14 protein-coding genes are annotated in these 23,691 nt (G+C 48.2%); 8 read left to right on the plus strand and 6 right to left on the minus strand.

All coding sequences use genetic code 11. The annotated features are described in order from the left end of the window. Window positions 1-12 precede the first annotated feature (12 nt). The 4 genes from DN748_RS03815 to DN748_RS03830 all read right to left on the minus strand — a co-directional run bounded on the left by DN748_RS03815 (window position 13) and on the right by DN748_RS03830 (window position 4,898). Window positions 13-1,323 (minus strand): TolC family protein, encoded by a 1,311-nt coding sequence (locus DN748_RS03815; RefSeq protein ID WP_112370426.1) that lies wholly within the window; start codon window positions 1,321-1,323, stop codon window positions 13-15. 173 nt (window positions 1,324-1,496) lie between these two features. Next, window positions 1,497-2,120, minus strand: coding sequence for a TetR/AcrR family transcriptional regulator (locus DN748_RS03820; RefSeq protein ID WP_112370427.1), 624 nt, complete (start codon window positions 2,118-2,120; stop codon window positions 1,497-1,499). Between the two features lie 98 nt (window positions 2,121-2,218). After that, a complete protein-coding gene (locus DN748_RS03825) occupies window positions 2,219-3,562 on the minus strand; it encodes a sensor histidine kinase (RefSeq protein WP_112370428.1) in 1,344 nt (447 codons plus the stop codon). Continuing rightward, window positions 3,552-4,898 (minus strand): sigma-54-dependent transcriptional regulator, encoded by a 1,347-nt coding sequence (locus DN748_RS03830; protein ID WP_112370429.1) that lies wholly within the window; start codon window positions 4,896-4,898, stop codon window positions 3,552-3,554. Before DN748_RS03830 ends, DN748_RS03825 begins: the two co-directional genes overlap by 11 nt. Window positions 4,899-5,135: 237 nt before the next feature. On the opposite strand from DN748_RS03830, the gene DN748_RS03835 reads away from it, so the two are divergent. The 8 genes from DN748_RS03835 to DN748_RS03870 all read left to right on the plus strand — a co-directional run bounded on the left by DN748_RS03835 (window position 5,136) and on the right by DN748_RS03870 (window position 19,730). Continuing rightward, window positions 5,136-6,386 carry an efflux RND transporter periplasmic adaptor subunit gene (locus DN748_RS03835; RefSeq protein WP_112370477.1) on the plus strand — a complete coding sequence of 417 codons (1,251 nt, stop codon included), beginning with the start codon at window positions 5,136-5,138 and terminating at the stop codon, window positions 6,384-6,386. An 82-nt stretch (window positions 6,387-6,468) separates the two neighbouring features. After that, complete coding sequence (locus DN748_RS03840) at window positions 6,469-7,149, plus strand: ABC transporter ATP-binding protein (protein WP_112370430.1); 681 nt, start codon at window positions 6,469-6,471, stop codon at window positions 7,147-7,149. 201 nt (window positions 7,150-7,350) lie between these two features. Beyond that, window positions 7,351-9,729 carry an ABC transporter permease gene (locus DN748_RS03845; protein WP_112370431.1) on the plus strand — a complete coding sequence of 793 codons (2,379 nt, stop codon included), beginning with the start codon at window positions 7,351-7,353 and terminating at the stop codon, window positions 9,727-9,729. 151 nt (window positions 9,730-9,880) lie between these two features. Further along, window positions 9,881-12,268 (plus strand): ABC transporter permease, encoded by a 2,388-nt coding sequence (locus DN748_RS03850; RefSeq protein ID WP_112370432.1) that lies wholly within the window; start codon window positions 9,881-9,883, stop codon window positions 12,266-12,268. A 164-nt stretch (window positions 12,269-12,432) separates the two neighbouring features. Beyond that, on the plus strand, window positions 12,433-14,832 hold the full coding sequence (locus DN748_RS03855; protein ID WP_112370433.1) for an ABC transporter permease: 2,400 nt from the start codon (window positions 12,433-12,435) through the stop codon (window positions 14,830-14,832). 164 nt (window positions 14,833-14,996) lie between these two features. Continuing rightward, a complete protein-coding gene (locus DN748_RS03860) occupies window positions 14,997-17,360 on the plus strand; it encodes an ABC transporter permease (protein ID WP_112370434.1) in 2,364 nt (787 codons plus the stop codon). 179 nt (window positions 17,361-17,539) lie between these two features. Next, on the plus strand, window positions 17,540-18,208 hold the full coding sequence (locus DN748_RS03865) for an ABC transporter ATP-binding protein (RefSeq protein ID WP_112370435.1): 669 nt from the start codon (window positions 17,540-17,542) through the stop codon (window positions 18,206-18,208). A gap of 100 nt (window positions 18,209-18,308) precedes the next feature. After that, window positions 18,309-19,730 (plus strand): TolC family protein, encoded by a 1,422-nt coding sequence (locus DN748_RS03870; RefSeq protein WP_112370478.1) that lies wholly within the window; start codon window positions 18,309-18,311, stop codon window positions 19,728-19,730. On the opposite strand, the gene DN748_RS03875 is transcribed toward DN748_RS03870, so the two are convergent. Continuing rightward, a complete protein-coding gene (locus DN748_RS03875) occupies window positions 19,731-22,292 on the minus strand; it encodes a zinc-dependent metalloprotease (protein ID WP_112370436.1) in 2,562 nt (853 codons plus the stop codon). A gap of 11 nt (window positions 22,293-22,303) precedes the next feature. After that, window positions 22,304-23,659 (minus strand): RagB/SusD family nutrient uptake outer membrane protein, encoded by a 1,356-nt coding sequence (locus DN748_RS03880; protein ID WP_112370437.1) that lies wholly within the window; start codon window positions 23,657-23,659, stop codon window positions 22,304-22,306. Between the last annotated feature and the right edge of the window lie 32 nt (window positions 23,660-23,691).

The following is a 23,691-nucleotide window of genomic DNA, read 5'->3' on the forward strand; positions in this document are numbered from 1 at the left end:
AAAATGATTTGTTTATTGATTTATATGGTTAGTCAGCGTACCCTGTGCAGTCAGGAATTCGTAATACTTACGGGTGATCTCCGCCCTGGCATAGGCCAGGTCTATTTTTGACTGCAGCTGCTGTATATCGGCCTCCAGGAGATCGTTGGTATCTACCAGCCCGTTGTCGTACTTGTCCTTTACGATACGGTAATTCTCGGTGGCCTGTTCCTGCGATTCGGTATACACCTCGTATTTCCTGATGGCGAGCCTGTAATCTTCAAGAGCATTTCTGACCTGTATATCTACCTGGTCGGCATACCGGTCGAGGGAATACTGAAGTTCCGTAGCCTTGCTCCGTGCTTTTTTAACATCGCTTGCGGACTTGAAAATATCCGAGATGTTATAAGACACCCCCAACCCGAAATTCATCGCATTGGTCACGGTCAGGGCATTGTGTATATCGGCGGCGACATAGCCGCCTACGAGTTGTACCGAGGGAAAGACCTTACTTCGGGCCACCCTGATCTCGTCTTCCGCGGCCTTTTCCTGGTAGCGAAGGGCTTCGAGATCACTTCGGGAAACCGCCACGCTGTCTGACAGGGCAACAGGGGCCATATCGAGTTCGCCCTCGCTCACCTCAACAGCAGTCCCCTCCGGCAGCTTCAGAAGTGTAACCAGCCTGTAATGGAGGATACGCTCATTTTTAAGGGCCTCTTCAAGGGTCACCCTTACATTGGATTCCTGTAATTTGGCCTTTAAAAGGTCGTTACGGGCCAGCAGGCCGTTCTCTTCCATAGCCGTAAAATCCTTTACCCGCTGTTCCGCACTTTTGAGGTTTTCCCGTACCAGGATCACCGTTTGCCGGGCCTTGTACAGGTTGATATAATCGGTGACGGTTTTCATGACCAGCTGCTCCTTTTCGCTCACCGCAGTCAGTTTGGCCGCTTCAAGACGGTTTTCCCCTGCGTGCACGAGATTTTTGAGCCTGAACCCGGAAAACAACGGTACCGAAGCACTCACCTGCCCCAGCATAAGGCGGTTTACATCCGGGGCGACACCTTCTCCGCCTTCCCCGTCTCCGGACAGCAGCGGACTTTGTATATTGGGCTCCGTAAGGTGCAGGTACTGCCCTGAAACCCCCAGGTCGGGATATCGGGCATTCCTGGTCACATTTAACTCGCTGACAGCCGTATTTACCTTTTCTTCGGCAATTTTTGCTTCATCCCCGTTGGTCAGTGCCAGTTTTATGGCTTCCTCAAGCCCCAGCGGTTTTCTCTCCTGTGCCGTAAGTCCCGTTGATATTACGGATAACAGGAAAAACAATAACAATTTAGATTTCATACAGTACAAATAAATTCTGATTAAGCTACTTGTAAACAATACATTACATTAATATGATCAGATCCTTTTTTTGTCCGGGACCCGGAAATGAAGTTTTTCCGGCTTCTGCCGGCCGGATACCCGGCGTGCCGCGGACTTGTGCCGCAGAACCTGCCCCGAACCCGTGTTACAGGTTAAGGGCTTCCGCTGGAAAGTAAGGCTTTTACGGTTTGCTGAATATGTGCCGTTAAGGTAGTATACACATAATCGTCTATGGCGTCTTCCCCGCTTATCTGTAGAAGAGCCAGAAAAAATTTCTTGTTGTAGTAAAAGTGGAAATAAGTGCCCAGCACGGTAGGTATGATAAGCGCGATGTTAATATCCGAAGCAAACACCCCCGCTTCCTGTCCGTTCCTGATCAAGGTTTCGACCAGCTTGTAGTTTTCGATCTTCTGGGAGATATATCGCTCGAAACTCACCTGCCTGACCGGGTTCGAATATTCGAAATTCACCACCTTATAGGCGCGCCTGTTATCGTGTATCCTCCGGATCATAAAGGCTATCATATGGTCTATCTTCTCATGGTACCCCCCTTCTTCCGACATCACCTTGTCCATCTCCTTCCGGAACCCCGCAAACCGGTGAAACAACAAGGCATCCAGCATTTTTTCCTTGGAACCGAAATAATAGGAGATCATGGCGATATTGATACCGGCCTCTTTGGCGATCTGCCGTACCGAGGTACCGTCAAAACCGTTCTCCGCAAACAGCTTTTCAGCAACTTTGAGAATATGAACCTGTTTTTCATTGAGTTCCATGCCTCACTTTTTAATTGAAGGGGCAAAATTAAACATTCGTTTGAATTAAACGTTTGTTTAGTTTTTGTTTTTACATTTTTTTAACATTGAACAACACATTACAAAACAAGGCTCACTACTGTTCCCTGCCCTTCGGTACTTTGCAGTTGTATTCTTCCCTGGTGCAACAACACGATCTGTTTGCACAGGCTCAGCCCGATCCCGCTTCCCTTTTTTTTGGTACTGAAAAAGGGTACAAATACATGCTCCATCACACTTTCGGGAATTCCCCTTCCGTTATCGGAGACCCTGATACGGGTATGTTCGTTCCCCGGACGGTCTGCAGCGATCACGATATGGGGGTTTTCTATTCCGGAACACGCATCTACGGCATTCAGGATAAGATTGATAAGTACCTGTTCGATAAGATAGGTATCGATCTGCACTTCCAGGTCATGGGGCGTTATACGATAATCCACAACGATATTTTTTGCACTCAGGGAAGGATACATAAGCTTGTGAATATTCCTGAAAAGTTCTTCTGCGGATATCCTGTTTTTATTGAGTTGTGTGATCTTGTTCAGGCTCCTGTAAGTCTTTGCAAATTTCATCAGGCCCTCGCTCCTGGTTTTGATGCTATCGATCCCCAGGTGCAGGTCCTCCATTTCCAGGGGGTGGGTCTCCGGATGCTCCATCGCTTCCTGTATATTCGATTTAAGGGTTTCGGCCAGGGAAGAGATGGGCGCTATGGAATTCATGATCTCGTGGGTCATGACACTCAACAGTTTTTTCCAGGCATCCGATTCGTTGCGGTTCAGGGTATCGTCGATATTCTGCAGTACGACCAGCCTGAAACTGTCTGCCCCTACCCGGAATACGGTATTGGACACCAGCATCTTGCTCTTTTGCCCGTTTACCTCAACAGTTACATCGGTTTCACCTGCATGTTCGTTTTCAAAGACGGCGGCGAACACTCCGGGCTTTCTGTCGGCTATAAAGCTCACATTCCGTACCGAAGGGATATCGATAAACCGGCGGATCGACTCGTTATCCCACAATACCTTCCCGGTTTCCAGGTTATAGGCCATAATTCCCACCCCGGCCATTTCCAGGATCTTCCTGAGATACTGGTGCTGCAGCTCTTTATCGCCCTTGATCTCCACAATGGTGCGGTTTACCTCGTTAAACCCCCGGTATAGTTCTTTAATTCCCCCGGGCGCCCCTGACTCCGGGTACCAGCGGGAAAAATCGCGGTAACGGACCGCTTCAAAAAATCCGTCCACCGCCTCAAACCGCCTGTTACAGAATACGTACAGATAGTAACAGCCCATTCCGGCAAACAGGAGCCCGGCAATACAGAGATAGCTGTTGGAGATGACCACCCCGAGCACGGCACCTGTAAAACCGGCCATGAGCATCCCGACACGCCATAAAAAGGCTTTTTTATAGGCACTATAGATCATATTTGTGTAATCTGCGGTACAACGCTGCCCGGGTGATCCCCAGCTCCCTGGCCGACCTGGAAATATTACCGTTATTCTTCTCAATGACTTTCAGGATGGTCGTCTTTTCCACATCTTCCAGGTTATGGGTGTCCGGTACTTCCGGGCGCTGGTATTGTTCTATGGGCGAAAAGACAAGGTCGTCCCCGTACAAGACATCGTTGTCGGCCATAATAACGGCCCGTTCCAGGGCATACTGTAATTCCCGTACATTCCCGGGAAAACGGTATTCCTTCAGTCTGTTGATAAAGCTACTGTCCATTTCAAAGGGCTCCTTCATATATTTTTCGGCGTAGACCTGTATAAAATGTTCCGCCAGCATACGGATGTCCTTTCCCCTGTCCCTCAACGGGGGCACTGTGATCTCCACGGTATTGACACGATAGACAAGATCCTTGCGAAACCTGCTTTCGTCGGCCAGTGCAGGCAGGCCCGTATTGGTAGCGCATATCAACCTGATGTCTACCGGTATCTGTTCGTTGCTTCCGAGGGGAGTGATATACCGGTTCTGCAATACGGTAAGCAGGCGTGCCTGCTGCTGCAGGCTGATATTCCCGATCTCATCCAGGAAAAGCGTCCCGCCCGAGGCAGCTTCAAAACGTCCCATACGGTCTTCACGGGCATCGGTAAACGCCCCCTTACGGTGCCCGAAAAGCTCGCTCTCGAACAGCGTGGGCGTCAACGCCCCCAGGTCTACCTTTACAAATGGTTTGTCTTTCCGGAGGGAATTATCGTGTAATGCCCTTGCGATAAGGTCCTTGCCCGTACCGTTCTCCCCGAGGATCAGTACATTGGCATCGGTGGGGGCTACCTTGCGGAGTTTTACGAAAACGTCTTTCATCACTTCGCTTTCCCCGAGGATCCTTCCTTCCGATACCCCCGGGGGCCTTACTCCCTTCTTACGCGATTTTTTTCTGTCCAGCACATCCTGTACGGCCCGGACGATCTTTTCGTTCTTCCAGGGTTTTACCAGGAAATCGGACGCCCCTTCCTTCAGCGAGCGTATGGCCAGGTCTATGGCACCATAGGCCGTAATAAGGATAACATCCGCCTTGTCATCGGTTTCCCTGATCCTGCGGAGCCAGAAAAGCCCCTCGTTCCCGGTATTGACCAAACCGTTGAAATTCATGTCGAGAATAATGATATCGAATTTCGACCGGCGGAGCAGAGACAGGATATGGTCGGGTTTCTTTTCGGTGACCACTTCCTTTACCTTCGACTTGAACAACAACCGCATGGCGGTCAATACGTCGGCATCGTCATCTACAATTAATATACGGGCGTCTTTTAATTTCATGCGTTATGTTTACCGGCTGTAACATCCAGCCCATGATTACAATAATACAACTTAATATCCTTTTCAGGAAAAACTCCTTCGTTCAATTTCCCAAAACACAAAAGTGTACCGGCACCGTACATAAAGTGTACTGAAACCGGACATATTCATCTCTTCAACAAGAAATAAAAAGCTAACAATCAACACTATACAACAATGGCACGATAATGCCAGGATACTATGGCAAATTGTACTTTTATGGACATTCCGATCGAGAAAAAACGCTTTACCCCTACCCGCATTGCCATGATGGCCGGGGGTGTTTTATTGATTTCTCTTATTATCTTTATGATCGTTTCTTCCACGGGAGGGTCCAGGCTGAATGTGGACACCGAACGCCTTAGCATTAACGAGGTAAAACAGGGGGTATTCCAGGAAAATATTCCGGTAAACGGTATTGTACTCCCCATAACTACCATTTACCTCGACGCCGTGGAAGGAGGACGTGTAGAAGAAAAATTTGTGGAAGACGGTACGGTCATGAAAGCCGGCGACCCTATCCTGAGGTTGTCGAACACCGACCTGGAACTGAGCCTGGTAAACCAGGAAACGGCAGTGTATAACCTGCTTACGCAGATGCAGATACAACAGAATGCGGCAAGGCAGAACACCATCAACAGGCTCAACCAGCTCACCGATGTGGAAAACAGCCTGGTGGAGGCCAAACGGGTTTATACACTGAACAGGCGCCTGTACGAACAGCAGGCCCTGGGCAAACAGGAACTTATGGAGGCAGAGAACAATTACAAATACCAGCAGGAACGCATGAAACTGGCTAAAGAAGTGGTAAAACAGGACTCCATTGCTTCGGGCCAGGAGCTGGAACAGGCCGAAAGCTCGTATAACCGGACCCGGAATGCCCTGGAACTCATGCGGAAAAAAGTAGGTGACCTGGTGGTAAGGGCCCCGGTAGACGGACAACTCACCTCCCTCGATGCAGAAATAGGACAGTCCAAAACCAAGGGGGAACGACTGGGGCAGATCGACGTCCTGAGCGGATATAAGATCAGGGCCGATATCGATGAACATTATATTTCCAGGATATACAACGGGCAAACAGGTACCTTTACGTTTAAAAACAGGGAATTTCAACTGGTGATCAAAAAAGTATTTACCCAGGTGACCGGCGGACGCTTCCAGGTAGATATGCATTTTGAAGGAGAGGTCCCCGAAGGCATCCGTCGCGGACAGACCTTGCAGATACGCCTCGCCCTGAGCCAGGAAAAAGAAGCCCTGCTGCTGGCCAAAGGCGGATTCTTTCAGGAAACGGGCGGCAACTGGGTGTTTAAAGTCAGTGAAGACGGAAAAAGCGCCTACCGCCAGGAAATACGGCTGGGAAGCCAGAATACCGAATATTATGAAGTACTCGAAGGACTGCATCCGGGAGACCGGGTCATCACTTCCGGGTATGATAACTTCGGGGATATACAGGAGCTGGTTTTGAAATGAAATATAGCGTACGAAGCTCGAAGCACGGAAAATTTTTCTTCGTACTTCGGATTCCGGGCTTACGACTAAAACAACAACATCAATGATAAAAATAACCGACTTAGAAAAGTACTACCGTACGGAGGAAGTACAAACCGTAGCGCTAAACAAGCTTTCTTTTGATGTCAGGGAAGGAGAATTTGTCGCTATCATGGGGCCTTCAGGTTGCGGGAAATCCACCCTGCTGAATATTCTCGGTTTGCTGGACGACCCGGACGGGGGCAGTTTTATATTTAACGGTATCGAGGTATCCGGGTTTAACGAACGCAAAAGGGCCAACCTGCGCAAACACAATATCGGTTTCGTATTCCAGAGCTTTAACCTTATCGACGAGCTTACCGTTTACGAAAATGTGGAACTGCCCCTTATCTATACCGGGGTGAAGGCCGGTGAACGTAAGGAAAGGGTACAGCAGGTACTGGAAAAAATGCAGATCATGCACCGCAGGAACCACTTCCCGCAACAGCTGTCGGGCGGACAGCAACAGCGGGTGGCCGTGGCACGGGCCGTAGTGAACAACCCCAAACTCATCCTCGCCGATGAGCCTACGGGAAATCTCGACAGTTCCAACGGTAATGAGGTGATGGACCTCCTTACGGAACTCAACCAGCAGGGAACTACTATTGTCATGGTAACCCATAGTGAACACGATGCCAAATTCAGTCATCGTATCATCAGGATGCTGGACGGACAGAAGGTTACGGAGAACATCCTGGCAGGATAAAAGCATAAGACCCTTTTTACAACCAAATGATAGTTTAGTTTAGTTAACAGGGGTTTATGTTGTCCGGACATCCGGTTACCCGCACAATAACCGGGTGATCCGGCAACTATATCACGGGTATGGTACCGGGACAGGCACCACGGTCGGGATGACAGTCTGCCCCAAACTAAAAAACTAACAACTAAGAACTAAAAAACTAATATGATACGGAACTATCTTAAAATAGCATGGAGGAACCTGTGGAACAGTAAATATTATACTGCTATGGGCATTCTCGGTCTTGCCACAGGCCTATCAACCGGGATTTTTATCCTTCTCTGGGTACAGTCGGAACTCCGCTATAATGCCTTCGATCAGTCTGCTGGCCAGATATATCACGTAGGCAGTGATATGAGCTCGGGAGACGATTATACCGTATGGAGCACAACCCCCGGTCCGGTTGCCTTCCATGCGACGAAAGATGTTCCGGGAATAGTACATGCCGTACGGGTGCGAACAAACTGGAATTATTCGGTATACTCCTTCGACAATAACCATTTCGAAAAAGAAACCGCGGCTTATACGGATCCCGATTTTTTTGCCTTGTTTCAAACCCGTTTTCTACATGGAAACCCGGAACAGCCATTCAAGGGAAACAAGTCTGTCGTTATCACCAAATCGGCAGCAACCAGATTTTTCGGTTCGCAAAACCCCATAGGAAAAATGATCACCGGGGATTATAAAGACACTTATACAGTCACCGGGGTCATAGAAGACCTGCCTACAGACAGCAGCCTCGACTACCATATCTTTTTCCCGGTTTCCCTTATGGATCAATTCTATGTAAACAGCACCTACTGGAATTCCAAAGACAGCGATTGGGGCAATTTTAATTATGAGACCTATCTCCAACTCGCTCCTGGTATTTCTCCGGCAACCATAGAAAGTAAGCTTACGGACATCCAGCAGAAAAACGACCCCAATGCCACTCCCCTGTTTTCCGGGAAGGCATACCACCTGCAACCCGTGTCGGAGATGAATCTGTATGATGCCAACGGTGCCCCCTCAGGGATCCAAACTGTAAGAATATTTATTGTAGCTCTCTTCCTCATACTGCTTATTGCGAGTATCAATTACATCAATATCTCTACCGCACGAGCCATGAAAAGAGCCAAAGAAGTGAGCATACGTAAAATTATAGGTGCAGGAAAAAAACAACTGTTTTTCCAGTTTATTACGGAGTCCGTACTCTTTTTTGGGCTATCCGGCTTATTGGCACTCGGATGCATATTGCTGCTGCGTCCCTATTTTGACGAAATCTCCGGAAAAGAATTGCAAATTTCCCTGTTCAATAAGGAATTATGGAAAGTATTGTTTTATACTTTTGCCGCTACCCTTCTGGTATCATCCATATACCCTGCCCTGTTTTTAACCTCCTTCCGTCCGCTACAGGCTATCAAAGGAAAAATACTTCCAGGAGCGAGGACTACTTCCTTCCGCAAGGTATTGGTCACCGTACAATTTGTTTTTTCCATCATTCTTATCAGCGGCACCCTTATCATAGGAAAACAATTAAAATACATGAAAAGTAAAGACCCCGGGTATAACCGGTCGCAAATCCTTACGTTCTATCTCCAGGGAGAAATGTCCAGACATTCTGCTGCCATAAAAAACCAGGTCGAAAATATGCCCGGAGTAAAAGGGGTTTCCTTTTCCAGCAATTATATTCTCAACAATGGCAATACCACAGGCGATACCGATTGGGACGGAAAAAAACCCCAGTCCGATTTTATTGTAAACCCTTTCGGTATGGATGCCAATTTTATTCCACTGATGCAAATGGAGCTCGTTGCCGGACAAAATTTCACTGGCACCCCTTCCGATTCTACACATTATATTCTAAACGAAACAGCTGTAAAACTGGCCGGAATAAAAGATCCTGTCGGGAAACGCTTTAGCCTTTGGGAAACCGAGGGTATTATTATCGGGGTAATTAAAGACTTCAACTATACTTCCATGAAACATAAAATTGGACCATCCGTAATATATTACGCCCCCGATGCCTCCCGTATATACATTAAAATCAACGGCAGGGAAGCAAAAGATGCCATAGCCGGCCTTCAAAAGATATGGAATAATTACAATTCGGGATTCTCTTTTAATTACTCCTTTCTGGACGATGCCTTTGACAAAATGTACCGGAGTGAAATTCGCACTGCTAAAATCTTTAACATCTTTTCGGTCATTGCCATCTTTGTTTCCTGCCTGGGACTGTTTGCGCTTACCACATATACCACACAAATGAAACGTGGAGAAATTGGGGTACGCAAGGTTCTCGGAGCCTCGGTATTCCAAATTACCCGCTATCTCACCACCGGGTTTCTGAAACTCGTGGTGCTCTCCGGAATCATAGCCATTCCCCTGGCCTGGTACCTGATGCAGTGGTGGCTCCAAAGCTTTGCATATAAAGCTGCCATAGGCTGGTATTTATACGCCATGGCAATAATCTTAGTAATACTCGTAGCTGCCATCACCATGAGTTTCCAGACCGTTAAAGCAGCAATGGAAAACCCAACCAAAAGCCTGAGGGAACAAGGATAAGTAATGAATCACTAAGAACGGAGTAAAGATGAAAAAGAGTTACAGGTTGTTTCACAAGGATGTAAGAAGAAACACAGAGGTTCACGAAGAAGACCGGGATCACAGTCCGCCCCAAACTAAAAAACCAACAACTAAGAACTAAATAACTAATATGATACGGAACTATTTTAAAATAGCATTCAGGAATTTATGGCGACATCGCAGTTTTGCCATGCTGAATATCGGTGGACTGGCCATTGGCATGACCGCCGGGTTCCTGATATTTCTTTACGTTTCTTTCGAACTTGAATATGATGATTTTCATACTAAAGGCAACCGTATCTACCGGGTAATCACGGATGTAAAAACGCCGACGGAAACCATGACGGTTTCGAATACTTCCTGGGCTTTTGCACCTCACCTGGAACGGGAATTCCCGGAAATAGAATCTGCCGTACGGATCAACTACCTGAGTATGCTGGTGCAGCACGGAGAAAAAAAATACAATGAGGATCAATCTTTTGCCGCTGATTCCGCCTTCTTCAAAATTTTTGATTTCAAACTGTTAAAGGGAAATAAAAACACCTGTTTACAGGCTCCTTTCAGCCTTGTATTATCAGAAACCGCAGCACAGAAATACTTTGGGGATCAGGATCCAATGGGAAAAACTTTGAAAATACTTGAAGAAGGCTATCCGGTCAGGATCACCGGAATCATGGAAGACATCCCGGAGAATTCACATATTAAGGGAAATATGGTCCTATCCATGACTACCTTTACACAAAGTATTGACAAAGATGATGATCCGGACAATGAATGGGGTAATTTTGTTCCTTCCGCATATGTTTTACTGCGAAAAGGAACCATAGCTTCCGCTCTGGAAAAAAAATTTTCAGGTTTTATAGATAAGAAAGTCGGGCAGAGTCTCAGTATAGATCAAATGAGCTACTCTCTTTTTCTCGAGCCCCTGGACAAAATACACTTGTGGTCAGACCGCGGTAGTAATGACAAGGGCAATATCAACAATATATACGTATTCTCCGTCATAGCTGTTTTTATTCTTCTGATAGCGTGCATAAATTTTGTCAATCTCACCACGGCAAGATCAGTAGAAAGGGCCAGGGAGGTGGGAATACGAAAAGTTATTGGCGCAAAAAGATCACAACTGGTAATGCAGTTTGTTGGTGAGTCTCTGATTATAAGCATCCTGGCTTTTTTCATTACATTAGTCTCTACAAGATTATCATTACCTTATTTCAATCAGTTAGCCGGAAAAAATATGGATACCCATTTTACTTTTTCCGTATCTCACATATTTACTCTTCTTTGTGTTGCTCTCTTTATAGGTATTCTTTCGGGTATATATCCCGCTTTTATATTATCTGCTTATAGGGCTTCCAGAGTGCTCAAGGGAAAATTCTCAGGCAGTTCACGGGGCATTTTATTACGCAAAGGCTTGGTTATCTCCCAGTTTGTCATTGCAATCGGGTTGATTATCGGTACTATTGTTGTTCATCACCAGATGCATTTTATGCAAAGCCGGGATATCGGTTTTAACAAGAACCAGGTCCTTGTTATGAACACAGGAGTAAACCACGCCCAGAAAGCCTTTAAACAAAATCTGGAAAGTATACCCGGCATAGCCTCCGTATCACTTACATCGGCTTTTCCAGGATGGAGCAACAATATAGCCTATTCACAAATAGAAAACAATAACGGAGATTTTCAAAAGGCTAATATTGGCATCTATTTTGTTGATTTTAAGTTCATAAGACAATTCGAACTTAAAATTATTGCAGGACGCCCCTTTTCGGAAAAATTTGCTACTGATACTACCCAGGCCATTATTTTAAACGAAAAGGCCGTAAAGTCCCTGGGGTATAACAAGCCCGAAAATGTTATAGGAAAACGATTTGAACAATGGGGACGGGAAGGGGAAGTAATCGGGGTTATAAAAGATTTTAACTTTACCTCCCTGCAGAATGAGATCAGTCCGCTCAGTCTCAGAATAGAGCCTTCCAGAACTAATTTCATGGCAGCCCTTATAAATTCGGAAGATATACCTGCGACTATAAAAAAAATAGAGGACAAATGGGATGTATTTCTCCCCCAAAAGCCATTTACGTATTTCTTCCTGGATGAATATTTCGACCGGCAATACCGAAGTGAAATACGTTTCGGAAGATTGTTTCTCAGCTTTTCCATCCTGGCTATTTTTATCTCCTGTCTCGGGCTGCTGGGACTGGTTTCCTACAGCACCCTTCAAAGAAAACGTGAAATAGGTATCCGAAAGGTTGTGGGAGCATCGGTAACCGGGATTGTCAATCTGCTTTCTTTACAATTTGTAAAACTCGTGGCAATCGCCTTTCTGATTGCCTCTCCGCTGATAGGACTGGTAATGCATTACTGGCTGAATAATTTCGCCTACAGAATATCCATGGAATGGTGGGTATTTGCTGCCGGAGGTATCATAGCCCTGTTTATTGCCTTGGTCACCGTAAGTTTTCAGGCCGTTAAAGCGGCTATGGCCAACCCGGTGAAATCGTTAAAAACGGAGTGATGGGGTTCGGTAGTTACTGGATACAGGTTACAGCCGGTGGTTTCAACAGCACAAAGGAAGCTCCGGAGATTCCTCCCCCGACCAAGGGCCGGGACAGGCACTACGGTCAGGATAACAGTCCGCCCCAAACCAAAAAACCAACAACTAAGAACTAAAAAACTATTATGATACGGAATTATCTTAAAATAGCGTGGCGCAATATTAAAAAGAGGAAAAGTATAGCTTTTATCCATATTACAGGACTGGCTATAGGCTTTACCTGTGCCACTCTTATTTTTCTGTTTATCAGCTTCCATCTGTCGTTTGATAATTTTCATCGAAATTCCAATCGTATATACAGGCTGGTTACCGAAATACACAGAGAAGATATCAGGTATAAAGCTACAGTTCCTCCCGGACTTCCCAATGTGTTTAAAAACAATTATAGCTTTGCTGAAAAAGTCACCAAAATAGTAGACTGGGATGAGCAATTGATCACCGTGAAATCCGGAGATTCGCAGGAATCCTACAAAGCTAAAACAGCTTTTACCGAACCTGATTTTTTCCGGATTTTCAACTTTCCACTCCTGCACAAGAATTTTTCGGACGAACTGGACGCTCCCAACACTGCCGTAATTACACCGCAAGCAGCGCAGAAGCTGTTCGGGGACACCCCCCCTATCGGAAAGACTTTTGTCTGGAACAACGAGGAAACCGTGCTGGTTACGGGAGTTCTAAGAAACCTGCCGGAGAACACGATGTTTACCTCAGAAGTATTTATCTCCCTTAATACACTGCGAAACTCCTGGGTGAGCAAGGAAACCTGGACCGGAACCAGTTCGTCTCTACAGAGTTTTGCCCTTCTGCACCCCGGTCAGCATCCGGCAGACATCGAACAAGTAATGAAATCTTTCAATGCCATATACCTTCCAGATGCTGATAAGGATGAATACACTTATAAATTACAGCCCTTTAACAGCATACATCTCGACACACAATATTCCGGAGGAATTTCCAAAGAATTACTGTGGACACTCGGGATAGTGGGGATACTTCTGCTCCTTATCGCCTGTATCAATTTTATCAATATCGCAGCAGCCCAGTCCGCTTATCGTTCGAAGGAAATCGGCCTGAGAAAAGTGTTGGGAGGTTTCCGGAAGCAACTCCTGCTCCAGTTCCTGACCGAAACTTTCCTTATTACGCTCATCGCTCTTATAGTCGGATTGGGACTAAGTATCGTATTATTACCCTACTTCAATAACATTTTCGGTTTATCACTTTCTGTATCCGGACTTCTGACTTTACCTTTTACCATCTTCTTTATCATACTCCTTCTCGGAATTCCGGTGCTTGCCGGAAGTTATCCGGGAATTATCCTGGCGAGGATTGCACCCGTACTGGCATTAAAACAAAAACTGACCCAAAAAGATACCGGAGGGGTAATGACCCGTCAGGTACTTATTACCGGGCAATTTATTGTTTCCATCATTTTAATTGCTATCATGCTGCTCATCTCAAAGCAGATCAGGTATGCCACACAATCGGATCTGGGATTTGATCCTTCTGCGATAGTCATGGCCGGCCTTCCTGATCTGCCCGATGAAAAAATGAAAGCTTCGGGATTGACAAGCCTGAAAAGCGAAATACTCAGGTCTCCCTATATAGAAGAGGCCTCCGTATGTTTTACAAGCCCGGGAGCCCCGATTAACGGATGGGGAACTGACGTCAGTTTCAATGGAAACCCCGGACAGGAAAAGTTTCTCATCGAATCGAAAATGGGGGACAAAGATTATTTGAAAACTTTCGGGATCAGACTTGTAGCCGGCCGGAATTTTATACAGAAAGACAGCACGGACGAAGTGTTGGTAAACGAGACCTTTGGAAAAAAAATCGGGATAAACGATCCGGAAGAATTGATAGGCAAATCGATAACGATCAGTGAAGATTATATACACGGCCGTATTGTAGGAGTCGTAGAAGATTTTCACGACAAGGATTTCCGGCAGAACATCAGCCCCGTATTTATTGCCTGGGACCCTGATCGTGCGTATAATGAACTCGGAATAAAAATAAACCGTACCCATGCGGCAGAAGCGATCCGCCATATCCGGAACGTGTGGTCTTCACATTTCCCGGATTATATTTTCGAATATCATTTTCTGGATGAGCGCATAGCAGAAATGTACGAATCGGAACAACAGTTTCTGGCCCTGACCAGAATATTCTCCCTACTGGCTATCTTTATTTGTAGTATGGGCATCTACGGACTGATATCCCTGTTCGTCTCACAGAAGACCAAAGAGATCGGCATCAGAAAAGTTCTGGGAGGAAAAGTCTTTAACATTCTGAAACTATTCTCAAGAGATTTTCTGAAGATGATAACCATAGCCGGACTTATCGCTGGCCCCATAGCCTGGTATTTTATAAACAAATGGTTACAGCATTATACGTACAGAACAACAGTAAGCTGGTGGATATTCATTTTACCTATTGGATGTATGCTGCTATTAAGCCTGGTCATTATAACCTGTAAAGGATATAAAGCAGCCATGAGCAACCCGGCCAAAAGTCTTAGAACAGAGTGATGGGGTTCGGTAGTTACTGGTTACAGGTTACAGCCGGTGGTTTCAACAGCACAAAGGAAGCTCCGGAGATTCCTCCCCCGACCAAGGGCCGGGACAGGCACTACGGTCAGGATAACAGTCCGCCCCAAACTAAAAAACGAACAACTAAGAACTAAAAAACTAATATGATACGGAACTATCTTAAAATAGCCTGGAGGAACCTGTGGAAGAATAAAGGATATTCCCTCCTTAATATCGGCGGACTGGCCATAGGAATGGCGGCGGCCATACTGATTTTGCTTATGGTACGGCAGGAGCGGAGTATGGATATGTTCCACCACAAAAAGGACCGGTTGTATATCGCGGGGAACCAGTCGGAATTTGACGGTGAAACAGCGACCTGGTTTGCTACCCCTAAACCCCTGGCCCCGGCTCTGAAGGAAGAATTCCCGGAGATCGTACATACCGCCAGGTACACGTCCAACAGTGACTTCCTGTTGCGTTCAAAAGACCGGAAAAACACGGTGCGATCGGCTTTTATCGATCCGGAATTCCTGGAAATGTTCGACTTCCCCCTGCTGGAAGGTGATCCGGACCACCTCTTCGATCACCCGGACAATATTGTCCTGACGGCCTCCACGGCAAAAAAGCTTTTCGGTACCGACCGGCAGCTTGCCGGAAAAACCGTAAAAATAGACAGTACCGATTACGCCACGGTTACAGGGGTTCTCAGGGACCTGCCCGAAAACACCCAGTTCCGGTTCGAAGCCATACTCCCCTGGTCCTATATGGAAAAACTGGGCTGGAGCGATGACTTCTGGGGCAACAATTCGGTAGCCACCTTTATAGAGCTGGCCCCTGCCGCGAGCCCGGGCCAGGTCGGGGAGAAAATACGGGATATTACCATAAGACGAAGCAATCACGAGGAAAGTAATGAGGTGATCCTTCACGGTATTCCGGACTGGTGGTTACGTTCGCGCTACGAAAACGGAAAAATAGCCGGCGGGCGTATAGAGATGGTTCGCCTGTTTACCCTTATCGCCTGTTTTATCCTGTTTATAGCCTGTATCAATTTTATGAACCTCAGCACGGCCCGCAGTGAAAAGCGGGCACGTGAGGTGGGCGTCAGGAAAGTGTCAGGGGCAGGACGACACGCCCTTATCGGGCAATTCCTGGGAGAATCCGTTCTCATGGCATTCCTGTCGGGAATCCTGGCCACAGGTATTGTAATACTCGGGTTGCCGTATTTTAATACGCTGCTTTCGCATCCGCTCCACCCAGGCATCGACGATCCTTCGTTATGGGTATTCTTAGCGGGGATCATTCTGGCGACCGGTATCCTGGCCGGGGCTTATCCTGCCTTTTTCCTGTCTTCATTTAACCCCGCCAGGGTACTTAAGGGCAGCCTGAAGGGAAACAGGGGCAACTTTAACCCCAGAAAGATACTGGTCATCACACAATTCACCATTGCCATAGTCCTTATCGTAAGTACGATAGTCATTCACCGGCAGATAGCCTATGCACAGGACAGGGAAAACGGGTATGACCGCAATAACCTGATCTACGTCATGGAACAAGGCGATATTCCCAAAAGGGCGCACCTGATCAAGGACGAACTGCTCCGCAGGAATATAGCACAATCCGTAAGCCGTGCCGGTTCTCCCGTTACCGAGGCCTGGAGCAATGGCTGGGGCATGGAGTGGAAAGGAAAAAAGGAAGGGGACAAAACCATATTCGATCGCTATTACGGCGATGAAGACCTGGTAGCAACCCTGGGACTGACCCTGGTGGAAGGACGGGATTTCGACCTGAGTGAATTCCCTACGGATTCTACAGCCATGCTGCTCAATGAAGCAGCCGTAAAAGCTATGGGATTCAAAAATCCTATCGGGCAGATCGTGAAGGATAACGACGTAGACTGGCATGTGGTAGGCGTAGTCAAAGACTTTATAATCCGCTCTCCCTACGATCCCATAGTCCCCATGATTATAGGCGGTTCCGGCGGGTGGTTCAATGCCCTGCACATCAGGTTCAATCCTTCCCTGAATACGGCAACGGCACTTTCGCTTACCCGTGAAGTATTTGAAAAGTACAACCCCGATTATCCCTTCTTCTATCATTTTGTAGATGAAGCCTATGCCCGGAAATTCGAAGATTCCAGACGCAAGGGAAAACTCGCCGCCCTGTTTGCCTTCCTCACCATTTTCATTTCCTGCCTGGGGCTCTTCGGCCTGGCAGCCTATATGGCCGAAAACCGTACCAAGGAGATCGGGGTACGCAAGGTACTCGGGGCCTCGGTCAGTTCCATAGCAGGGTTATTGTCAAAAGAATTTATACTCCTGGTCCTCGCAGCATGTGCCATAGCCTTCCCCATTGCATACTGGGCCATGAGCAGGTTCCTGCAGGACTTCGATTACCGCATCTCCCTCGGCTGGGATGTTTTCGCCATAGCCGGAACAGGTGCCGTGGTACTCGCCCTCGCCACCGTGAGTTTCCAGGCAGTAAGAGCCGCCACGGCCAACCCCGTCAAATCGCTGAAAACGGAGTGATGGAGTCGGGGAGTTACAGGTTGCAGGTTGCGTTGCCCGAATACGGACACTTTCTGTCCGGTATCGGACAATACATCCTGTAACAAAAAAACATAACACACTGATTACATAATAGTTATTTTTTTGGCCCGGTAGGTGCGATTCGGAGTACCACAGCATCACATAAAAGATAAAATCACATGCTACTACAACTAAACAACATCTTTAAATGGGTAAACAACGGGGGAAATACGACCTTCCTGCTCAAAGATATCAACCTCACCGTGGAAGAAGGGGAGTTTATCTCCATAATGGGGCCTTCCGGCTCGGGAAAGACCACCCTGCTCAATGTGATCGGGATGCTCGACGGGTTTAATGAAGGGGAATATCACTTTCTGGAAAAATCCGTACACCAACTCAGGGAAAAACACCGTTCCGCCCTGTATAAGGAATACATCGGTTTTGTGTTCCAGGCCTATCACCTTATCGACGAGCTCACGGTGTATGAAAACATAGAAACGCCGCTATTGTATAAAAAATTCAAGACCGCCGAACGTAAGGCATTAGTGGCCGATATGCTGGACCGGTTCCATATCGTAGGCAAGAAGGACCTTTTCCCGGAACAATTGAGCGGCGGACAACAGCAACTCGTAGGCATTGCCCGGGCCCTTGTTTCCAGGCCGAAACTCATACTGGCCGACGAACCTACCGGGAACCTCAACTCCCGGCAGGGAGAGGAGATCATGGACCTCTTTAAGAAACTCAATGAAGAGGGGGTAACTGTCATACAGGTCACCCATTCCGAAAAAAATGCAGCCTACGGATCGCGGGTCATCGAGTTGCTGGACGGGCGAAACGTTACACCGTAAACCCCGAAATACCGATACCCGAATTGCTTAAAGTAATGAATACAGGAACCTTATGCGGGATTTCCGCAAAATGGAATGTACCTGTGCAAACATCATCCAAATGCATATCCTGATCAAATATATCGTTGTACTGCTCACCTTGTGGTGTGCGACACTCTGCGCCCAGGAAAACACCTCCCCGCTTACCCTGGAGTACTGCCTGGAAACCGCCCTGAAAAACAACCTGGACCTCAAGGGGGCCCGGCTTAAAGCCGGATCTTCGGGGATAAACTACCGGCAATCCAGGGCCGACCTCCTGCCGGGACTGAACGGCAGCTATAACCTGGGGGTCACCAACGGGCGAAGCATAGACCCCTACACCAACAGCTACCTCGACCAGCGGCTGACCTTCTCCAATGCAGGCCTGCAACTCAATGCCGTGGTCTTTAACGGCTTCAGGCTGCTCCATACCATCCGCCGGGAACGCTACAGCATGGAAGCCTCCGAAATGGAAGTACAGGAAGCCCGGCAAACCCTTATCCTCGAAATCACCCTCGCCTACCTGCAGATACTCAACAGCAGGGAACTGCTGAAGCAGGCCAAGGCCCGCGAAGTGACCACCGGCAAACAGCTGGAACGGCTTCGCATCCTGTATGACGAAGGTTCCGGAAATCCCGTGGATTACACGGATATGCAGGGACAACTCGCCCTGGACAGGACCGCGGTGGTCGAAGCCCGGAATGCCCTTGAGGTAGCCGTACTCGATCTCCGCAGGCTGATGAATACCGACGACGGGGTTCCGGCAAACTTTACCGAAACCGGTCTGGCAGAAAAAACAGCAGCGTATCCCCATTCTGCCGAAACAGTCTATCGCGACGCCCTGGCCAGCCTTCCCGTGCTCAAAGCCAAGGAATTAAGGCTGGACGCCGCCAGGAACAGCGTTAAGGTGGCCCGCGCAGCATTTATCCCCGAGGTCTCCGTATTCGGCGAGCTCAACACCAATTACTCCAGTGCTGCCGAATTCCTGAAAGAAAGCGGGAGTTCCGTAACGGAGACCGGCGATTTCGTTTCTGTCGACGGCCAGGAATACCCGGTACTCCGGGAAGAAACCCGTTTTACGGGAGAATCCATCAGTTACAACGACCAGTTCAGCAACAACCTCAGCTCCGCCATAGGGGTAGCCGTAAGCATCCCCCTGTTCAACGGTTTCAGGGCGAGGAACAATGTGGCCCTTGAAAAGATAAAAATGGAAGAATCCCGGTTAGACCTTGAAAACACCACCCTGGAACTCCGGCAGGCCATCTCACAGGCCCACCTGGACATGCGATCGGCATATGACCGCTACCATATCCTCTCGGAACAGGTAGCGGCCTATGAAGCCTCGTTCCGGGTCAACGAGGTCCGTTTTAACAACGGGGTGTCCAATATCGTGGAATACCTCACCAGCAAGAACAATATGGACAACGCCCGCATCGCCCTGGCCAACGCCCGGTACGAATATATGCTACGCGTACGGGTGCTGGACTATTACCGTGGGATATAGCTATTGTTCACCATCCTGAACAGACATTCCCATCTGGAACGGGTAGATCTGCAGGGGCAGTTTTTCTTCGCCCACGGCATCCCTTATCTGCCTGTATATAAACTGGTAATGCATCCTGGTCATGGAATCGCGGGTAAAGGGGATGCTCCTTTTCAGCCTGTCTTCCAGGGTCATCAGGCGTGCCAGGGCTATGGCCCGTACATCGGTATGCAGGGTACTCCCCTCCGAGAGCTTGGCCAGCAGGGCATCTATAAAACCTCCCTTGGGCTCTTTGGGGTTATACAGGGTAAGTATGCTGGCCACATAGGCTTTCTGAATGCTCCTTCGGTACGGATCGACCGGCATATTGGATTCCAGCTCCTTCCAGACCAGTCCGCTTACATCCGCTACAAATTCCTCGGGCATATACGGCTCTTCATACTTATAGCGGTCGGCGATAAACTCCATACGGCTCAACCGGCTTCCCCCGAGCAGGGTGGTCATCACCCCTTCCATGGTCTTGGAAAAGTTCTTTTTGGACAAGGGGGCTTCTATCTTGTTGACCACATCACCGTACAACAGCCAGGAAGGTTCGTGAAAGACATAGGTATCTATAAAATCGAGGGCCTCCTTCTGCCTCGTTTTGTCCACAGGGGCATATACATCTCCCTGATCTCCTATGGTTTTGGGGGTGACGTAAAGTCCGCCGATATTTTTCAGGACGTGCGTTACGTATTTGTCATACTGCCGGTACACGGCATTGTACACCTCTTCCAGGCCTTCGTAATCATCACTCTTGTCTTCCCGGGTCCACTCCAGTAACTCGGGCACCACACGCTGCAGGTTCTTGATGCCATACGCACTGGCGATCACGGCATTGTCTCCGAGGTCTTCCGATTGCGATCGGGGGTCAAAATCCCTTCCTTCTCCGCCAAACCAAAGGCGGGGGTTGGCCGAAATGCTGTCTGTCGCCCACTGGCTCAGCAGTTCCTTTTCCTCATCAGGAGACATCTGCCCCGGGAACCGCGAATAGCCCCATTGTATGGCCCATTTGTCGTAATCCCCTATCCTCGGCATCATCCCTTTTATGGAAATGTGGTCTTCCGGCTGCGCCACATAATTAAACCGGGCATAATCCATAATGGAACTGGTGTGCCCGTGTTTTTCCAGCCAGGCACTGTCCCTGAGCTTTTCCACGGGGGTCGCGTGGCTGGCCCCCATATTATGGCGCAGTCCCAGGGTATGCCCTACCTCATGCGAGGCCACAAAACGGATCAGTTCCCCCATAAGCTCATCGTCGAATTTCATCTTCCGCGCACGCGGATCGATCACCCCGGCCTGTACCATATACCAGTTGTGCAGCAGGTTCATCACATTGTGATACCAGCCTATATGGCTTTCCATGATCTCCCCGCTCCTGGGGTCTGTGATATTGGGGCCATAGGCATTCCTGACCGGTGAAGCAAAATAACGGATTACCGAGAACCGCGCATCTTCCAGGCTCATGCTGTCGTTGTCTTCCGGCCATTCCCTTCCCACGATGGCATTTTTAAACCCGGCCTGTTCAAAGGCCTCCTGCCAGTCGTTAACTCCCTGTATCAGGTAAGACCTCCATTTTTCGGGCGTAGCGGGGTCGATGTAAAACACTATGGCCTTTTCGGGCTCTACGAGTTCTCCCCTTTTCCATCGCTCCATGTCTTCCTCCTTAGGTTCCAGCCGCCACCGGTGAATATAGGTATTGCGGTCGGCCCGCTGCTGGTCATCACCATATTCCCAGTAGGAACTGGCAAAATAGCCCACCCTGTTGTCGAAATAGCGCTTTTTCATGGGCACCTTCGGCAGCAGTACGATGGAATTATTGATCTCTACCGTGACCACCCCTGAAAGCACCGCAGCCGGAAGGTTCTCCCTCTTGTCTTCCGATATTTTGGCCTTATAGGTCTTTACCGTCTTGATCTCGGTATTGATGGGATAGGTATTGATATCCCTGATATACGACTTGTCTTTTTCCAGGGACAGCAGGTTCAGTTTCTTTTTCTGTTCGTCCGACAAACTCAACAAGGCATTTTCACTGTTTATAAAGTTTGTCACATCGATCACATACGACTTGTCCTTTCCTTTTATGGCTTCGATATCAAAAGCCTCCATTATAGGAGAAGCACTCGAATTGTTTACCGCCCTTGAAATGGCATCCTCCTCACTGGCCTTGCTCACCAGGGTCTGTACACGCAGGAAGATCTTATTGGCCGGACCTTTTTCAAACCAGATGGTCTTTTCCCCGATCTCCTCTCCCCCGTAGGCGGGCGCCCCTGCGGGAGTCTTTATAAACCGCGATACGACCAGCATCTCCCGCTGCAACAGGCTGTCGGGGATCTCGAGATAATAGGTCTGGTCTACCCGGTGTACATCCATCAATCCCTTATGGCTTACCGCCTCTTTGGTGATCACCTTGTCATAGGGTTTGGTCTCGCTCTGGGTATAGGCTTTTTCCGAAGCGGTTCCTGCAACTTCTTTCTTTTTCAGGACACTGCAGGAACTGACAAGACACAGTACCCATAGCAATCCGGCAACACTCTTTTTCATAGTCTGCATTTTTACTGTTGATGATTAGGTTTTATGTTGGTATTCATACTCAATACTTTCATGGGGATCTCAAAGGTATAATCCGCACTTCCCGGCTCCAGCGTGCGGATCAGGTTGTCCCCCGGGTCATTATTCACATACCGGTGCACTGCCGGCATCCGCCCTTCGAGGTCCAGCCGCTTCATGTCCATCCACCGCGTTCCCCTGAAAACCAGCTCCCGGCGCCGCTCGGCCAGTACCATTTCCAGGGCCTCTTCGGCATTGGTTGCCGTAAGCTCCCGGCCGGGGGCACCTTCGGGTATCCGGAATTCGCGAAGCATATTGACGATCTCCATCGCAGGGTTTACTTCCCCGCTCCGGGCCAGGTATTCGGCACGGACAAGATACATCTCGGGGTAACTTATTCCGAAACTCCTTATATCCGCATCATCTCTTATTGTGATGCCGGTCTCTTCATCAATCCTGGTAAACAGGCGTATCCGGGAATCGCCCTCCTGAAAATACTCCAGCAGGTCATAGGAATAAAGACAGTCACTGTAATTACTGGGTGTATTATCGATCCATAACCGTTCCGAATTAACTTCCAGGTCCGGGAAATCCTCTACCTCCATAGCATTATAATCCAGTATTTTATTTGTCTGCGGACTTTGCAGGGCTATGGTGGCATAGGTATCGGCCTCTTCATATTGCCCGGTATAGGTATATATTCTCGCCAGTACCCCTGCCGCCACATAGCGGGTTACCCTCCAGCGGTTGTTATGCGTCTCCGGCAACCATTCCATGGCCTGTTTCAGGTCGTAGGTCATCAGGTCAAAACACTCCTTAAGGGTAGACCGGGCCGGGATCTCATCGGTCACATTGATGGAAGTGACCAGCGGCACCCCGGGGTCATCCGGGTTCCTTTCCGGATCATAGGCATTGGCAAAGGCCGTAAGCAGGTAAAGATAGTTCATGGCGCGAATGGTCATGGCCTGCCCCATCAGTGAACGTTTTTCCGCTTCTGTACCGTCTTTGGCCTCCATTATCTCATTGATAACCACATTAGAATAATACTGTCCTAAATAAGCGTTTTTCCATATCTCCGGATTTTCCTCTAAATCGTAATCGAGGTTATGGTTCCAGTAATAGGCATTTTCTACTTTCCCCAATTCCTCGATACCATGGGAAATATAACTGTTATCCGTAGCGAATTGCAGGATATCCGGCATAAGATCGGTCATCGCAATACCATTAAAAAGCAGCTCGTAATCCTCCAGGGTTTCCGGGATGGTCTCTCCCTTGGGGGTCACTTCCAGGAAATCATCGCTGCAGGATACCAGGTTACTGAAAAACACCCCTATAATACTTATATAAAATACTGATTTCATGTGTTTATTTTTTATTGTTTTTCAATGGTCAC

The organism is Sinomicrobium soli (genome assembly GCF_003285545.1).
Classification (GTDB): domain Bacteria; phylum Bacteroidota; class Bacteroidia; order Flavobacteriales; family Flavobacteriaceae; genus Sinomicrobium.

Bases quoted from the DNA above. Each gene is read 5' to 3' on its own strand.
- DN748_RS03860 (WP_112370434.1), top strand. From the start codon at position 14,997: ATGATACGGAACTATCTTAAAATAGCCTGGAGGAACCTGTGGAAGAAT.
- DN748_RS03880 (WP_112370437.1), bottom strand. From the start codon at position 23,659: ATGAAATCAGTATTTTATATAAGTATTATAGGGGTGTTTTTCAGTAAC.
- DN748_RS03825 (WP_112370428.1), bottom strand. From the start codon at position 3,562: ATGATCTATAGTGCCTATAAAAAAGCCTTTTTATGGCGTGTCGGGATG.
- DN748_RS03855 (WP_112370433.1), top strand. From the start codon at position 12,433: ATGATACGGAATTATCTTAAAATAGCGTGGCGCAATATTAAAAAGAGG.
- DN748_RS03845 (WP_112370431.1), top strand. From the start codon at position 7,351: ATGATACGGAACTATCTTAAAATAGCATGGAGGAACCTGTGGAACAGT.
- DN748_RS03830 (WP_112370429.1), bottom strand. From the start codon at position 4,898: ATGAAATTAAAAGACGCCCGTATATTAATTGTAGATGACGATGCCGAC.
- DN748_RS03850 (WP_112370432.1), top strand. From the start codon at position 9,881: ATGATACGGAACTATTTTAAAATAGCATTCAGGAATTTATGGCGACAT.
- DN748_RS03820 (WP_112370427.1), bottom strand. From the start codon at position 2,120: ATGGAACTCAATGAAAAACAGGTTCATATTCTCAAAGTTGCTGAAAAG.
- DN748_RS03865 (WP_112370435.1), top strand. From the start codon at position 17,540: ATGCTACTACAACTAAACAACATCTTTAAATGGGTAAACAACGGGGGA.
- DN748_RS03870 (WP_112370478.1), top strand. From the start codon at position 18,309: ATGCATATCCTGATCAAATATATCGTTGTACTGCTCACCTTGTGGTGT.
- DN748_RS03875 (WP_112370436.1), bottom strand. From the start codon at position 22,292: ATGAAAAAGAGTGTTGCCGGATTGCTATGGGTACTGTGTCTTGTCAGT.
- DN748_RS03815 (WP_112370426.1), bottom strand. From the start codon at position 1,323: ATGAAATCTAAATTGTTATTGTTTTTCCTGTTATCCGTAATATCAACG.
- DN748_RS03835 (WP_112370477.1), top strand. From the start codon at position 5,136: ATGGACATTCCGATCGAGAAAAAACGCTTTACCCCTACCCGCATTGCC.
- DN748_RS03840 (WP_112370430.1), top strand. From the start codon at position 6,469: ATGATAAAAATAACCGACTTAGAAAAGTACTACCGTACGGAGGAAGTA.